Origin of the sequence: Streptomyces spectabilis, assembly GCF_008704795.1 — a bacterium.
Classification (GTDB): domain Bacteria; phylum Actinomycetota; class Actinomycetes; order Streptomycetales; family Streptomycetaceae; genus Streptomyces; species Streptomyces spectabilis.
Genome location: NZ_CP023690.1, coordinates 4120941 through 4135912, shown reverse-complemented (window position 1 = coordinate 4135912; position 14972 = coordinate 4120941). Strand labels below are relative to the sequence as shown.

The following is a 14972-nucleotide window of genomic DNA, read 5'->3' as shown; positions in this document are numbered from 1 at the left end:
CCAGAAAGCCAGGCCAGAATTCAGGCTGCCTCCTATGTGCGCCTCATGTGTGTATTAGAGGCGGCCCGCTGCCTTGAGGGAGAGATAGGCGTCTGCCAGTGCCGGGGCCAGGTCGTCAGGGGTGGCGTCCACGACCGTGACGCCATGGCGGATGAGTTGTTCCGCGGTGCGGCGACGCTCCGCCTGGGCCTGGGCGGCGGCTGCGGCGTCGTACACCGCCTCAACGGAGCCCCGGGACGCTGCCATCTTCGCGATGTACGGGTCCGCGACCGACGCGACGAGGACCGTGTGGCGCTGAGTGAGCCGGGGGAGCACCGGGAGCAGGCCCTCCTCGATGGGGGCCGTGTCGAGGCTGGTCAGCAGCACGATCAACGAGCTGCGCGGGGCCGAGCGGAGAGCCGTCGCGGTGAGGCCACGGGCGTCCGTCTCGACCAGTTCCGGTTCCAGGGTGGCCAGGGCGTTCACCACGGAGGGGAGCACGTCGCCCGCGGCCTTGCCCTGGACCAGGGCGCGTACGCGGCGGTCGTAGGCGAGGAGGTCGACGCGGTCGCCCGCCCGGGACGCCAGCGCCGCGAGGAGCAGGGCGGCGTCCATGGAGGAATCCAGGCGCGGAGCATCGCCGACACGGCCCGCGGAGGTGCGGCCCGTGTCGAGGACCAAGAGGATGTGGCGGTCGCGCTCCGGGCGCCAGGTGCGGACGGCCACCGCGGACTGGCGGGCGGTGGCGCGCCAGTCGATGGAGCGGGTGTCGTCCCCGGGAACGTACTCGCGGAGGCTGTCGAACTCGGTTCCCTGACCGCGGATCAGGACGCTGGTGCGGCCGTCGAGTTCGCGCAGGCGGGCCAATTTCGACGGCAGGTGCTTGCGGCTCGCGAAGGGCGGCAGGACACGCAGGGCCCAGGGGATGCGGTGGCCGCCCTGGCGGGTGAACAGGCCGAGCGGGCCGTACGAGCGGATCGTGACGCGGTCCGCTCGGTGGTCGCCGCGGCGGGTGGGGCGCAGACGCGTGGTGAGGCGGCGGCGCTCGCCGGACGGGACGTCCAACCGGTGCCGGGAGGCGGCGACTTCGGTGCCGGGCTGCCAGCTGCTGGGGGGCCAGGCGTCGCGGACGTCGGCACGCAAGGGGCGCTTGGTGAGGTTGGTGACGGTGAGCTGGACGTCCGCGGGCTCGCCGAGGCGCACGGTGGTGTCGCCGGAGCGGGTCAGACCGAGCCGGCGTACCGGGGCGGCCAGTGCGTAGTCGCAGGCGCAGGCCAGGGCCAGCGGGGCGTTGACGGCGAGGATGCCGGTCCAGCTGGGTTCCAGGAGGCCCACGGGGAGGGAGCCGAGCGCTGCCAGGAGGGCGGCGCGGCCGGTGGGGGCCATCAGCGGGGCACCGGGACGTGGTTCAGGATCGCGGTGATGACGGAGTCGGCCGTCACACCCTCCATCTCGGCCTCGGGGCGCAGCTGGACGCGGTGGCGGAGCGTGGGCAGGGCGAGGGCCTTCACGTCGTCGGGGATGACGTAGTCGCGGCCGGTCAGCCAGGCCCACGCGCGGGCTGTCGACAACAGGGCCGTCGCGCCGCGCGGTGAGACGCCGAGCGTGAGGGATGGCGATTCGCGGGTCGCGCGGCAGACGTCGACTACGTAGGCGGCGATTTCGGGGGAGACCGCGGTCTTGGCGACGGCGGACCGGGCGGCTTCGAGGTCGGCGGCGGTGGCGACGGGGCGTACGCCCGCGGCGCGCAGGTCGCGCGGATTGAAGCCTTCCGCGTGGCGCTGCAGGACGGCGATCTCGTCCTCGCGGGCGGGCAGCGGCACCGTCAGCTTGAGGAGGAAGCGGTCCAGCTGGGCCTCGGGCAGGGGGTACGTGCCCTCGTACTCGACGGGGTTCTGCGTGGCGGCCACGAGGAACGGGTCGGGCAGCGGACGCGGGGTGCCGTCGACGGTGACCTGGCGCTCCTCCATCGCTTCGAGGAGGGAGGACTGCGTCTTGGGCGGGGTGCGGTTGATCTCGTCGGCGAGCAGGAGGTTGGTGAAGACCGGGCCCGGCTGGAAGGAGAACTCCGTGCTGCGGGCGTCGTAGACGAGGGAGCCCGTGACGTCGCTCGGCATCAGGTCGGGGGTGAACTGGACGCGCTTGGTGTCGAGTTCCAGGGACGCGGCGAGGGCGCGTACGAGCAGGGTCTTCGCGACGCCGGGGACGCCTTCGAGCAGGACGTGGCCGCGGCAGAGCAGGGCCACGACGAGGCCGGTGACGGCGGGGTCCTGGCCGACCACGGCCTTGGAGATCTCGGTGCGCAGGGCCTCGAGGGAGGAGCGGGCGCGGTCGGAGCTCCCGGCGTTGTCAGTGGTCGGGTCCATCATGAACTACGTACCTCACTTTCGAGGGCGTCGAGTTGGTCGGCGAGGGCGATGAGCCCTGCGTCGTCGCCGGGCGGCGGGCCGAAGAGGAGGGGGTGCGGGTCCCGGCCGGGCGCGCGCAGGCGGCTGGCCAGGGCGGGCAGGAGCGCCTCGGGCGAGTGGGCCCGGGCGGTGGGGACGCCGACGAGGGGGGCGAGGCGGGTGCGGGTGGCTGAGCGAAGAGCCGTGGCGGCGCGGTCGCGTGCGTCGGCCTTGCGGTAGAGGCGGGCGCGGCCTTCGACGGCTTCGGAGGCGCGGATCGCGACGGGGAGCTTCTCGGGCACGAGCGGGCCGAGGCGGCGGGCGCGCCACAGGGCGGCGAGCACGGCGGCGACGGCGAGTTGCAGGGTGCCCCAGAGCCAGCCGGAGGGGATCAGGTCGAAGAAGTCCTCGTCGGCGCTGTCGTCGACGGCGTCGTCGGCGAGCGAGGGGAGGTACCAGACCAGGTGGGGGCGGGAACCGAGGAGTTGGAGGGCGAGCGAGGCGTTGCCGTGCTCGTCGAGGCGGTCGTTGTAGAGGATGTCGGGGGCCCCGAGGACGACGGTGTCGCCCTTCGTGTCGCCGGAGGCCGCCGTGGTGGGCAGGCGCAGGAGGCTGGGCAGGCCGTCGCTGGAGTAGCAGGCGTCGGCGCCCGGGGCGATCGTCTCGTAGCGGATGCCGCCGACGTCGGCGGTGCCCGCGCGGCGGGCGGCGGGCAGGGAGCAGCCGGGGGACAGCGTCGAGTCGAGGCTGCGGGCGGAGTCCGCGGTGACCCCGGGGGCGAGGGTCGAGACCGAGAGGGTGTTGGGGGCGACCAGGAGGGTGCGGCCTCCGGAGCGCTCGGTGGCGGCGTGCAGACGGGACTGCTGGCGCTCGGTGAGGACGTCCGGGTCGGCCACCAGGAGCGTGGTGTCCGGGCCGACGGCGGAGCGGGCCTCCTCGGTGGTGGTGACCACGCGCGTGGACACGCCCCGGTCGTCGAGGAGTTCGGCGACGGCGCGGCTGCCGTAGGGGTCGGCGGAGCGCGGGTCAAGGCGCCCGTGCTGGGCGCCGGAGCGGACGGCGGCGATGGCGATGCCCGCGGCCAGGAGGACGACGAATGCCAGGGCGATGCCCCGGGTGCGGGTCCAGAGCTGGCGAGGGGTGGGGGAGAGGGACGTTCCGGCGGGCGGAGAGGTGTGGTCCGGCGGCTCGGTGGGCGCGGCGGCCGTCTGTGGCGGGGTGTCCTCGGGGGCGCCCGGTGTGTTCGTGGGGTCCGCAGGGCTCGTGGGGCTCGTGGGGCCGGTCATCCGGTGGCTCCGGGGGAGCTGGTGGGGGTCGCGCCCGCGGTGGTGAGCACCGGCTTGGCGCGCTCCAGGGTCTGGTCGAGCCGGGCGAGACGGTGGTACGCCGCCGCGTCGGCGCTGCGACCGCCGTACGTGACGTCGTCGAACTCCCGGGCCGCGGCGCGCAGCTCGTCGGCGTGCGCGGGCAGGGTGCGGCCGGCCTCGGCGGCGGCCTCGTCCGCCGTGCGGCCGGGGCGCGGGTCGAGCAGGGCGCGCTCCTCGAGCGAGCGGACGACGGCGCGCATCCGCTCTTGGACGGCTTGGTTCCAGTGGCCCTGGGCGGCGTGTGCCTCGGCGGTCGCGCGGTGTTCGGCGGCGCTGCGGGGGCGGTCGTCGAAGAGGGCGGCCGAGAGGGCGGGGCCGCGGCGGGGCGTGCCGAGGCGCCACCACAAGGCGGCGGCGACGGCGACCACGGCGAGCACGATGACGACCAGGCCGACTCCGCCGCCCGGAGCCGCGCCGGAGGCGGCGTGGAGCAGGTCGCCCACCCACTCCCAGAAGCGGTTCAGGGCGCGCTGGAAGAGGCCTGGGTCGTTCTCGTGGTACGCCGGTTTGGACAGCTCGCTCTCGGCGGCCTCCCGCGCGGGGTCGCGCGGGACGGTCACCGGGGGTTCGTCTCCGGTGCGCGGCAGCGACGGAGCCGTCCCGAAGCCGGGGAGCGACGACGGGACGGCCGTGCCGAGCCTGCTGAGTACTGCCCCCGCCAGGGTCACCGCATCAGCTCCCCGGGGTGCTGCCGGGCGTCTCGGAGTCGCCGTGGCCGGGGACGCCGGCCGCGCGGGCCAGCTCCAGGTCCAGGGCCTCGCGGCGGATCCGCTGGTCGATGTAGAGGAGCACGGTGACGCCCGCGTTGATCGGGAACGTGAGCATGGAGCCGATCACCTGCCCGATGCCGCTGACGATCAGGAAGGTCCAGCCGACGTCCCCGGTGCCGCTGTCCAGGAGGTTGGAGACGCTGTCGCCGCTGAGCGCGCCCGCGATGACGGTGAACGGGATGACGATGATCGACGAGATGACGTTCGCGATGACGGCGGCGAGCAGCTGGATGCCGAAGACCCGCCACCAGGAGCGGTCGACCAGCTTCGCGGAGCGGCTCATCGACTTCTTCACGCCCTGCTTCTCCAGCATCAGGGCCGGGGAGGAGAGCGAGAGGCGGACCATCAGCCAGATGGCGACGATGCCCGCGCCGATGCCGCCGAGCACCGCGAGGGTGATGCCGGCGTCGCTGGGCCCGAAGGCGGCGATCAGTACGCCGGGCAGGGTGCCGACCGCGACGATGCCCACCGCGATGAGGGGCAGCAGCAGGGTGAGGCCGAGCAGCTTGGGGAGCATCGGGCGGGAGTCCCGCCAGGCCTCCGCCGTGGTCACCGACCTGCCGAGCACGGCACGGCTGGTGACCATGGTGAGCAGGGCGGTCGCCACGATCGTGCCGAGCAGGGTGATGACCAGGACGACGCCGCTGCTCGCGAGCGTGGCGCCGAGGGCGCGGGTCACCTCGCCGACGGTCGCGCTCGGGTCGTCCAGGGCGTCCGTGTCGGCGGAGTCGTTGAGGACGAGCCCCTGGAGGAGGATCACGACCAGCTCGGTGACGACGGCGACGGTCAGCGAGATGCCGAGGACCGTGCGCCAATACGTGCGCATGGTGGAGACCGCGCCGTCCAGGATCTCGCCGACGGCGAGCGGGCGGAGCGGGATGACGCCGGGCTTGGCGGCGGCGGGCGGGCCCTGCCAGGCGCCCCAGCCGCGGTAGGGGCCACCCGGGCCGCCTGGACCTCCGGGGCCGCCTTGGCCGCCGCCCGGGCCGCCGGAGGGGCCTCCCCAGCCCTGGCCGCCGCCCGCGCCCTGGCCGGGCGGAGCCGGCGGGGGCGGGGTCTGGCCCGGGCCGGGCGTGCCGGGTGCGGACCACTGGGCGGGCGGCGGCTGCTCCTTCGACCACTTCGAGGACGGGCCGCTCGGCTTGTCCTCGGGTGCCTTGGACTCCTGCTCGCCGGAGTCGTGGCCGTCGGAGGGGGCGGATCCGGGCGAGGCCCAGCCCGGAGTGTCGTTCATCGTCGCTCCTTCGCAGTGCCCGTCCGCGGTCGCGGCGGCGGGTTGGCTGCCATCGTGCCACGGGGCGGTGGCCCTGGGACCAGGCACGGTGGCCCGGAGGCCGCGCGCTGTCCGGGCTGCACACCTTCTATTGTCCGACGGGTAGCGGGCAGACTGGGCGGATGGCTGATCAGTACGCGCAATCCGGCGAGGACGTACGGCCGACATCGCCTCCGACGACCCCTGACGGCGCCCCTGGGGCCCCCGGCGGCTCAGGTGCCCCCGGCGCGCTCGGCGCCTCCGGCATCCCAGGACCTTCCGGCATCACCGGACCTTCCGGCGTCTCCGGAGGCGCCGAGACCGCCGCGGTCCCAGGCGGGCCGGAGAACTCCGCTGCCTCCGCGATTCCCACGATCCGGTGGGACGAGCCGCCCGAGGGCCCCGTTCTCGTCCTCCTCGACCAGACCAGGCTGCCGGGCGAGGAGACCGAGCTGGTGTGCACGGACGCGCCCGCCCTGGTGCAGGCGATCCGGACGCTCGCCGTGCGCGGGGCGCCGGTGCTCGGCATCGCCGGGGCGTACGGCGTCGCGCTGGCCGCGGCCCGGGGCTTCGACGTCGACGAGGCGGCCGAGGCGCTCGCGGCAGCGCGGCCCACCGCGGTGAACCTCGCGTACGGGGTGCGCAGGGCCCAGGCGGCGTACCGCGGGGCGGTCGCGGGTGGCGCCGGCCAGCGGGACGCGGCGAGCGCCGCCCTCGCCGCGGCGAGGGCGCTGCACCAGGAGGACGCCGAGGCCAGCGCGCGGATGGCGGTGCACGGCCTGGCGCTCCTCGACGAGCTGCTGCCCGGCGGCGGGCACCGCGTCCTCACGCACTGCAACACGGGGGCGCTGGTCTCCGGCGGCGAGGGCACGGCGTTCGCGGTGGCGCTCACGGCCCACCGCGCGGGCCGGCTGCGCAGGCTGTGGGTCGACGAGACGCGGCCGCTGCTCCAGGGCGCCCGGCTCACGGCGTACGAGGCGGCGCGCAACGGCATGCCGTACACCTTGCTCACGGACAACGCGGCGGGGTCGCTGTTCGCGGCGGGCGAGGTCGACGCGGTGCTCATCGGCGCCGACCGGATCGCGGCCGACGGTTCGGTGGCCAACAAGGTGGGGAGCTATCCGCTCGCGGTCCTCGCGCGCTACCACCACGTGCCGTTCGTCGTGGTGGCACCGGTGACGACCGTGGACCCGGAGACTCCGGACGGCGCCTCCATCGAGGTCGAGCAGCGGGCGTCCCACGAGGTGACGGAGGTCACGGCGCCCTTCGTGCCGGTGGCGGGAGCGGGAGTGGAGGCAGGAGGCGGAATTCCGGTGGCGCCGTTGGGGACGCAGGCCTACAACCCGGCCTTCGACGTGACGCCGCCCGAGTTGGTGACGGCCATCGTCACGGAGGAAGGTGTCGTGTCACCGGTGACAGCGGAGGCCCTTGCCGAGCTGTGTGCCAGGTCACGCCAGGTAACGATTAGCTAATGGGATGATGTCAGGCATGAAGGGACGAGTCCTTGTCGTCGACGACGACACCGCACTGGCCGAGATGCTCGGGATTGTGCTGCGTGGTGAGGGTTTCGAGCCGTCGTTCGTCGCGGATGGCGACAAGGCGTTGGCCGCTTTCCGGGAGGCCAAGCCTGATCTGGTGCTCCTGGACTTGATGCTGCCCGGTAGGGACGGCATCGAGGTGTGCCGTCTGATCAGGGCGGAGTCCGGAGTTCCAATCGTCATGCTCACGGCCAAGAGCGACACCGTGGACGTGGTGGTCGGTCTTGAGTCTGGGGCGGATGACTACATCGTCAAGCCGTTCAAGCCCAAGGAGCTGGTGGCCCGCATCCGGGCGCGCCTGCGTCGCTCCGAGGAGCCCGCGCCGGAGCAGCTGGCCATCGGTGACCTGGTCATCGACGTGGCGGGGCACTCCGTGAAGCGGGACGGGCAGTCCATCGCGCTGACGCCGCTGGAGTTCGACCTCCTGGTGGCGCTGGCTCGCAAGCCCTGGCAGGTGTTCACGCGCGAGGTGCTGCTCGAGCAGGTGTGGGGCTATCGCCACGCCGCCGACACCCGCCTGGTGAATGTGCATGTGCAGCGCCTGCGCTCCAAGGTCGAGCGGGACCCGGAGCGGCCGGAGATCGTGGTGACCGTCCGCGGTGTCGGTTACAAGGCCGGACCGAGCTGACGTGTCCAAGGACAGTTCCGCTCCGGCGCCCGGCGACCCGGGAGCGCGTCCGGGGCGGACTGTACGGCCGCCACGGCGAGGGTCCCGCTTCGGGGCCCTCGTCGACAGCGGCCTGATGCTTCAGGGCGGGGTGCAGGGCAGCCCCGTCGTGCGGCTCTTCACGCGCTGGGTGCGCCGTCCGCTGCTGCCCATGATGCGGCTGTGGCGGCGCAACATCCAGCTGAGGGTCGTCGTCACGACCCTCCTCATGTCGCTGGGCGTGGTGCTGCTGCTCGGCTTCGTCGTCATGAGCTCGGTGAGCAACGGCCTGCTCAAGGCGAAGGTCAACGCCTCCCAGAGCCAGGCCGACGGCGGCTTCAAGGTCGCCCAGGAGAAGGCCAACTCCGCGCGCCCGACCTCATCGCAGGGCGACGGCGCGGACGGCCCCACCGCGCAGAACGCCGCCGTGTGGATGTCGGAGCTGGCCGAGCAGCTCGCGAGCGGCGGGCAGAACGCCTTCTACGTAGTGACGCTGAGCTCCAACACGGGCGACGTCGGCAGCGTGCGCGGACCGCGCGCCTCCGGTGGCGTGGACCCGATCCAGAGCGTGCCCGAAGAGGTGCGCGAGAAGGTCGGCGACGGCACGCTCGCCTACCAGAGCAACACGCGCATCAACTTCATCGACCACCGCGAGTCGCAGGCCGGCCTGGTGATCGGCAAGCAGCTCAGCGACCTCAACGGAGACTCGTACCAGCTGTACTACCTCTTCCCGCTGACGCAGGAAGAGGAGTCGATGCGCCTGGTGCGCGGCACGCTCGCGACGGCGGGCCTGTTCGTGGTGGTGCTTCTCGGCGCCATCGCCTGGCTGGTCGTGCGCCAGGTCGTCACGCCCGTACGGATGGCGGCCGGGATCGCCGAGCGGCTGTCCGCCGGGCGTCTCCAGGAGCGCATGAAGGTCACCGGAGAGGACGACATCGCGCGCCTCGGCGAGGCCTTCAACAAGATGGCGCAGAACCTCCAGCTGAAGATCCAGCAGCTGGAGGAGCTGTCGCGGATGCAGCGCCGGTTCGTGTCGGACGTGTCGCACGAGCTGCGCACGCCCCTGACCACCGTGCGGATGGCGGCCGACGTCATCCATGAGGCCCGCGTGGACTTCGACCCGGTCACGGCGCGGTCGGCCGAGTTGCTCGCCGATCAGCTGGACCGGTTCGAGTCGCTGCTCGCGGACCTGCTGGAGATCAGCCGCTTCGACGCGGGCGCGGCGGCCCTGGAGGCCGAGCCGATAGACCTGCGCGAGGTGGTGCGCCGCGTGGTGGGCGGCGCCGAGCCGCTCGCGGAGCGCAAGGGCACCCGCATACGGGTCGTCGGCGACCAGCAGCCCGTGGTCGCCGAGGCCGACGCGCGGCGCGTGGAGCGGGTGCTCAGGAACCTCGTGGTCAACGCCGTGGAGCACGGCGAGGGCCAGGACGTCGTCGTCAGGCTCGCCGCGGCGGGCGGCGCGGTCGCCGTCGCGGTGCGGGACTACGGCGTCGGGCTCAAGCCCGGCGAGGCGACCCGCGTCTTCAGCCGCTTCTGGCGGGCCGACCCGGCACGCGCGCGTACGACCGGTGGTACGGGCCTCGGCCTGTCCATCGCCCTGGAGGACGCGCGGCTGCACGGCGGCTGGCTGCAGGCCTGGGGAGAGCCGGGCGGCGGCTCGCAGTTCCGGCTCACGCTTCCGCGTACGGCCGACGAGGTCCTCCGGGGCTCGCCGATACCCCTCGAACCCGACGACTCGCGGCGCCACCGCGACCGGGACGCCGCCGGACTGCCGCGCGGGGGCGGCGGCAAGCGGGCCACCGTGCCGCACCAGTCGCAGGAGCAGTCGCCCGTGCCCGTGCCCGCGAAGGCGCCGATCGCGCCGCGGCTCGCCCAGGCGGCCGCCCTGGACGTGGACCCGACGGCCCTGCCGGGCAACGGCGCGCGCGTGGTGCCGCGCCAGCCGCTGGTCCCGGAGGACGAGCGGATGGGGGAGCCGCGCGGTGACGCACCGGGGCCGGGAACGGACCGGGACGGCACCACAGCGGATCAGAACGACGAGCCGGGAGCGGGCAGTGGCGGCGGGCCGGATACGGGAGGCAACGGCAGGCCGGACACGGGCAGCAACGGCAGGCCAGGGGCCGACGAGGAAGAGGGAGCCTCGCGTGCGCGCTGAAGGCAACGGGCGCCCGCTGCGGGCCGGACTCGCGCTCACCGCCTGCGCGGTGCTGCTCGCCGGGTGCGCGTCCATGCCCGACGGGGGCAATCTGAAGAAGGTCGACGCCTCCCAGCGCCCGGACTCGCAGTCCCAGGTGCGCGTGTACGCCATCCCGCCGTCCGAGAACGCGCGCGCGGTGGACATCGTCCAGGGCTTCCTCGAGGCGCTGACCAGCGACGACCCGGACTTCACGATCGCCCGCAAGTACCTCACGAAGGACGCGTCCGCGGCCTGGGACCCGGAGCACTCCACCACGGTCCTCGCGGACGGCCCGAACACGGTCGCGGACAACCTGGGCAACGACAGCGGCGGCGGCAGGACGTACTCGCTGACCGGCCGCCAGGTCGCGATGGTGAACAAGCAGCACGCGTACGTGCCCGACGAGAAGTCGTACGCGCAGACCGTGCACCTGTCGCAGCAGAGCGGGCAGAACGGCCGGGTGTGGCGCATCGACCGGCTCCCCAAGGGCATCGTGCTCGGCGAGTCGGACTTCGAGCGGAACTACGAAGCGGTCAACAAGTACTACTTCGCCGAGCCGGGGGCGGGGACCCGCGGCGGCGGCCCCAAGGCGCTCGTCGCCGACCCCATCTACGTACGGCAGCGCATCGATCCCCTGACGGAGACGGTGAAGTCGCTCCTGGACGGGCCGACGCACTGGCTCGAACCGGTGGTCAACTCGCGGTTCGACACCGGGACGAGGCTCGCGCCGGACGCCAAGTCGCTGGCCCCGGACGACAAGAACAAGCTGGTGGTGCCCCTGAGCGGGCGCGGTGGCCGGGTCGACCAGGAGCGGTGCACCGAGATGGCCGCGCAACTGCTCTTCACCCTCCAGGACTTGGCGTCGTCCGGCGTGGAGCAGGTGGAGCTGCAGCGCGAGGGCGGCTCGCAGCTGTGCGTGCTCGGCAAGGACCGCGCCGGGACGGTCGCGTCGCCGCGCAGCACGAACCGCCCGTCCTACCAGTACTTCGTCGACGACAAGCGGCGCCTGGTGCGGATGCCGGGCAACGCGGGGAGCAACGCCAGGCCCGAGCCGGTGTCCGGGCCGTTCGGCCAGCCGGAGGAGGCGCTGCAGTCGGTCGCGGTGTCGCGCAACGAGGTGCGCGCGGCCGGGGTCTCGGCCGACGGGCACAGGCTGTACACGGCGTCTCTGGTCGGCGGTTCGCTCGGCGGTCCTGAGCTGCGCTCGCGCGGCAAGACGCCGGATCAGGGCCTGTCCACGCCCAGTTGGGACGGCCGGGGCGACCTGTGGGTGGCCGACCGGGACCGGAAGCGGCCGCGGCTGCTCTGGCTCGACCAGGGCACGGGCGAGCCGGTGCAGGTCCGCGTCTCGGGCCTGGACGGGCGCATCGAGGCGGTCCGGGTGGCGGCCGACGGCGTGCGCATCGCGCTCCTGGTGAAGAAGGGCGACAAGACGTCGCTGCGCATCGGCCGCGTCGAGCGTTCGGGCGGCAAGGGCGAGCAGCCGGAGATCTCCGTCGTCGAGCCGCGCGAGGCGGCACCGCAGATGGAGGAGGTCACCGCGATGTCCTGGGCGGGCCCGAGCCGCCTCGTGGTGGTCGGCCGCGAGTCCGGTGGTGTGCAGCAGATGCGGTACGTCCAGTGCGACGGCTCGGCGCGCGCGGGCGCGACGCTGCCCGGTCTGACCGGCGTGAAGGAGATCGCCGCGTCCGAGGACGAGACGCAGCCGCTGCTGGCGCACTCGGACGACGGCATCGTGCGGCTGCCTTCGGGGGCGCAGTGGCAGACGGTGGGCAAGGACGGTACGGGGCCGGTCTATCCCGGGTGACGGGCCCCTCGGCCGCCCCGGGCGACGCCGGGCGCGCGCCGTGTGTGCGGCTTGCGCGAAGGCGCGTCGACGCAGCCCAGCCGGGGTGCGGGCCGTTGTCCACAGGGGGTTATCCACAGGGGTGGCAGGGCGGCCCCCGCATTGGCACAGTGGTGGACATGCGGGGGTGGTGGCAGGACCTCACGGATCTGGTGCTGCCCGCCGAGTGCGGAGGCTGCGGGACGCCTCGGGTGGCGCTGTGCGCGCGGTGCCGGGCCGCTCTGTGCGGGGCCGCGCCGCGCAGGGTGCGGCCGGTGCCGGAGCCGCCGGGCCTTCCGGTGGTGCACGCGGCGGCGGCGTACGAGGAAGCGGTGCGGGCGGTGCTGCTCGCACACAAGGAAAGGGGCGCGCTGGCCCTCGTCGGGCCGCTCGGCGAGGCGCTCGCGGGAGCGGTGCGGGCCTCGCTGGCGTACGGCGACGAGGGGGCGCGCGGCGCGAAGGGGGCGCGCGGCACGACCGCCGGGGGAGCCGGTGCGGTCCCCGTGCTGCTGGTCCCGGTGCCGTCCGCCGGGCGGGCGGTGCGGGCGCGGGGGCACGACCCCGTGCGGCGGATCGCGCTCGCGGCGGCGGGTGAGCTGCGCCGCCGCGGAGTGCCCGCGCGGGTGCTCGGGGCGCTGCGGCAGCGGCGGCCGGTCGCCGACCAGGCCGGTCTCAACTCCCGTGAGCGGCGGGCGAATCTGTCGGGCGCCCTCGGGACGGTCCCCGGAGCCGGGCCGCTGCTGCGGGGCGCGGGGCACGTCGTCGTGGTGGACGACCTCATGACGACCGGCGCCTCCCTCACGGAGGCGGCCCGCGCGTTGGGTGGCGTAGATGGCGTACAGGGGGAAGGAGATGACCAAGCGCACCGGACCGGGCCGCACCGAGCACGGAACGGGGCGGAGAACCAGATAGGGAACCAGCCAAGCCGCGGCGAGGGGAACGGCACCGCGGGTGTACCCGCTAATGCCCTGGTGGCCCGGGCAAAGGGGGCCGCAAAGACGGTCAGCGCGGCGGTCGTGGCGGCTTCACCGGATTCCTTCAAAATAAACCGGAACTGACTGAGAACTTTCATCGTTGCAGGTAGTGAGAGGGCCAAGACGCCCGAATGGAGGTACGCCTCAGTAGAGGGTGACGACATCCGTCCGGGCGAGATATGTTCGGTTGTGAGGAACAGCGGACAGCACTTCCTCGCATATCGGAATGCCGACCCATGGGTTTTCCGCAATCACCCGGGGCCGGTGGGTGGAGATCTTGCCCATGGGGGAGGAGGAGGTGGAAGTCACCGAGTCCGAGACTCCGGGAGTTGCCGGAGTCTGGTGCAAAAGGGAGCAGCTCCGCCGAAGCAGCGGAGCGATCCGGGAACGGAGTTCTGCGTGGACATCGTCGTCAAGGGCCGCAAGACCGAGGTGCCCGAGCGGTTCCGCAAGCACGTGGCCGAGAAGCTGAAGCTGGACAAGATCCAGAAGCTCGACGGCAAGGTGATCAGCCTCGACGTCGAGGTGTCCAAGGAAACCAACCCGCGTCAGGCCGACCGTTCCGACCGTGTGGAGATCACCGTCCGCGGGCGCGGACCCGTGATCCGTGCCGAGGCCTCGGCATCCGATCCCTACGCGGCACTCGACCTGGCCACCGCCAAGCTCGAAGCCCGGCTGCGCAAGCAGCACGAGAAGCGGCACAACAGGCGTGGCACCGGCAGGCTCACCGCCGCCGAGGTCGCCAGCCGCGTGCCGGACGCGGCGCATCTCAACGGGGACGGCAGCCTGGCTCACGACGAAGAGCCCGAAGGCGTGCCGACCACCAGGATCGGCTCGCTGGAGATCCAGGGCGAAGGCCCCCTCGTGGTCCGCGAGAAGACACACGTCGCGGCCCCCATGTCGCTCGACCAAGCGCTCTACGAGATGGAGCTGGTCGGCCACGACTTCTACTTGTTCATCGACTCCGAGACCAAGGAACCGAGCGTCGTCTACCGTCGGCACGCCTACGACTACGGCGTGATCCACCTCAACGCGGACCCCATGGTCACCCAGGCGCAGGCGGCCGGCGGAGGCAGTGCCCTCGGCGGCTGACGCCCCTCGCGGAGCGCGTAGGTCGGTGCCCCTGGAGCGCGTGTGCGCCCCCAGGGGCACCACCGTGCGACCACTGCGCGCACGGCTCGGCCGCCGGGCATGGAATCATGGGCCCGACGGCCAACCCGCTTGACCCTGCCTAGGGTTGGTGCAGCCACGGCAAGACACTGGCCCTGGCCTTCAGGGGGAGGAACGATGGCGGACAGCTTCGGACCGATGCGGAACGAGGATGCCGGGGACGGCATCGGCATCGGCACGGACGCGGGCGCCCCGCGCAAGGAGCCCATCCGGGTCCTCGTGGTGGACGACCACGCGCTCTTCCGACGCGGCCTGGAGATCGTCCTCGCCGCCGAGGAGGACATCCAGGTCGTCGGTGAGGCGGGCGACGGGGCGGAGGCGGTGGACAAGGCCGCCGATCTCCTGCCGGACATCGTCCTCATGGACGTGCGGATGCCCAAGCGCGGCGGCATCGAGGCCTGTACCTCCATCAAGGAGGTGGCCCCCAGCGCAAAGATCATCATGCTGACGATCAGCGACGAGGAGGCCGACCTCTACGACGCGATCAAGGCGGGCGCCACCGGCTATCTGCTCAAGGAGATCTCCACGGACGAGGTCGCCACGGCGATCCGCGCGGTCGCCGACGGGCAGTCGCAGATCAGCCCGTCGATGGCGTCGAAGCTGCTCACGGAGTTCAAGTCGATGATCCAGCGCACGGACGAGCGCCGACTCGTGCCGGCGCCCCGGCTCACCGACCGGGAGCTGGAGGTCCTCAAGCTGGTGGCCACGGGTATGAACAACCGGGACATCGCCAAGGAGTTGTTCATCTCCGAGAACACCGTGAAGAACCACGTGCGCAACATCCTGGAGAAGCTCCAGCTGCACTCCCGGATGGAGGCCGTGGTGTACGCGATGCGGGAGAAGATCCTCGAGATCCGGTGACCCGCCCGGTCCGGCGCCGGGCGGGCC

General features: G+C 73.2%; 12 protein-coding genes. 7 read left to right on the top strand and 5 right to left on the bottom strand.

The genetic code is table 11. The features are described 5' to 3' along the window. Nucleotides 1-54 precede the first annotated feature (54 nt). From CP982_RS17860 to CP982_RS17840, 5 genes are read right to left on the bottom strand one after another with little or no spacing between them, the layout of a single operon-like run. Nucleotides 55-1365, bottom strand: a complete 1311-nt coding sequence (locus tag CP982_RS17860; RefSeq protein ID WP_150511452.1) for a DUF58 domain-containing protein — start codon at nucleotides 1363-1365, stop codon at nucleotides 55-57. Continuing rightward, nucleotides 1365-2345, bottom strand: coding sequence for an AAA family ATPase (locus tag CP982_RS17855; protein WP_372503516.1), 981 nt, complete (start codon nucleotides 2343-2345; stop codon nucleotides 1365-1367). The genes CP982_RS17860 and CP982_RS17855 overlap by 1 nt, the downstream gene beginning before the upstream one ends. Next, entirely contained in the window at nucleotides 2345-3652 is a 1308-nt protein-coding gene (locus CP982_RS17850; RefSeq protein ID WP_150511451.1) for a DUF4350 domain-containing protein, read from the bottom strand. Before CP982_RS17850 ends, CP982_RS17855 begins: the two co-directional genes overlap by 1 nt. Further along, nucleotides 3649-4401, bottom strand: a complete 753-nt coding sequence (locus tag CP982_RS17845; RefSeq protein ID WP_372503377.1) for a DUF4129 domain-containing protein — start codon at nucleotides 4399-4401, stop codon at nucleotides 3649-3651. The genes CP982_RS17850 and CP982_RS17845 overlap by 4 nt, the downstream gene beginning before the upstream one ends. 4 nt (nucleotides 4402-4405) lie before the next feature. Next, nucleotides 4406-5737, bottom strand: coding sequence for a DUF7847 domain-containing protein (locus CP982_RS17840; protein ID WP_150511450.1), 1332 nt, complete (start codon nucleotides 5735-5737; stop codon nucleotides 4406-4408). Nucleotides 5738-5898: 161 nt separating this feature from the next. On the opposite strand from CP982_RS17840, the gene mtnA reads away from it, so the two are divergent. From mtnA to CP982_RS17805, 7 genes are all read left to right on the top strand, one after another. After that, nucleotides 5899-7227, top strand: coding sequence for an S-methyl-5-thioribose-1-phosphate isomerase (gene mtnA, locus CP982_RS17835; RefSeq protein WP_229879813.1), 1329 nt, complete (start codon nucleotides 5899-5901; stop codon nucleotides 7225-7227). Between the two features lie 4 nt (nucleotides 7228-7231). Beyond that, nucleotides 7232-7921, top strand: a complete 690-nt coding sequence (gene mtrA, locus CP982_RS17830) for a two-component system response regulator MtrA (protein ID WP_189176211.1) — start codon at nucleotides 7232-7234, stop codon at nucleotides 7919-7921. A gap of 1 nt (nucleotide 7922) precedes the next feature. Continuing rightward, a complete protein-coding gene (gene mtrB / locus CP982_RS17825) occupies nucleotides 7923-10094 on the top strand; it encodes an MtrAB system histidine kinase MtrB (RefSeq protein ID WP_150511449.1) in 2172 nt (723 codons plus the stop codon). Beyond that, nucleotides 10084-11922 (top strand): LpqB family beta-propeller domain-containing protein, encoded by a 1839-nt coding sequence (locus CP982_RS17820; RefSeq protein WP_483409927.1) that lies wholly within the window; start codon nucleotides 10084-10086, stop codon nucleotides 11920-11922. The genes mtrB and CP982_RS17820 overlap by 11 nt, the downstream gene beginning before the upstream one ends. Nucleotides 11923-12080: 158 nt before the next feature. Further along, on the top strand, nucleotides 12081-12998 hold the full coding sequence (locus tag CP982_RS17815) for a ComF family protein (RefSeq protein WP_150511448.1): 918 nt from the start codon (nucleotides 12081-12083) through the stop codon (nucleotides 12996-12998). A gap of 315 nt (nucleotides 12999-13313) precedes the next feature. Next, nucleotides 13314-14006: a ribosome hibernation-promoting factor, HPF/YfiA family gene (hpf, locus tag CP982_RS17810; RefSeq protein ID WP_372503376.1), complete on the top strand. Its 693-nt coding sequence runs from the start codon at nucleotides 13314-13316 to the stop codon at nucleotides 14004-14006. Nucleotides 14007-14201: 195 nt separating this feature from the next. Beyond that, the gene (locus CP982_RS17805) at nucleotides 14202-14945 is read left to right on the top strand and encodes a response regulator (RefSeq protein WP_030686988.1); all 744 of its coding nucleotides are present in this window, start codon (nucleotides 14202-14204) and stop codon (nucleotides 14943-14945) included. Nucleotides 14946-14972: the final 27 nt, after the last annotated feature.

What these genes read in the sequence shown, in the direction of transcription:
- mtrA (WP_189176211.1), top strand. Translation starts at nt 7,232, where the DNA reads ATGATGTCAGGCATGAAGGGACGAGTCCTTGTCGTCGACGACGACACC.
- mtnA (WP_229879813.1), top strand. Translation starts at nt 5,899, where the DNA reads ATGGCTGATCAGTACGCGCAATCCGGCGAGGACGTACGGCCGACATCG.
- CP982_RS17860 (WP_150511452.1), bottom strand. Translation starts at nt 1,365, where the DNA reads ATGGCCCCCACCGGCCGCGCCGCCCTCCTGGCAGCGCTCGGCTCCCTC.
- CP982_RS17805 (WP_030686988.1), top strand. Translation starts at nt 14,202, where the DNA reads ATGGCGGACAGCTTCGGACCGATGCGGAACGAGGATGCCGGGGACGGC.
- CP982_RS17855 (WP_372503516.1), bottom strand. Translation starts at nt 2,345, where the DNA reads ATGGACCCGACCACTGACAACGCCGGGAGCTCCGACCGCGCCCGCTCC.
- CP982_RS17850 (WP_150511451.1), bottom strand. Translation starts at nt 3,652, where the DNA reads ATGACCGGCCCCACGAGCCCCACGAGCCCTGCGGACCCCACGAACACA.
- CP982_RS17815 (WP_150511448.1), top strand. Translation starts at nt 12,081, where the DNA reads ATGCGGGGGTGGTGGCAGGACCTCACGGATCTGGTGCTGCCCGCCGAG.
- CP982_RS17840 (WP_150511450.1), bottom strand. Translation starts at nt 5,737, where the DNA reads ATGAACGACACTCCGGGCTGGGCCTCGCCCGGATCCGCCCCCTCCGAC.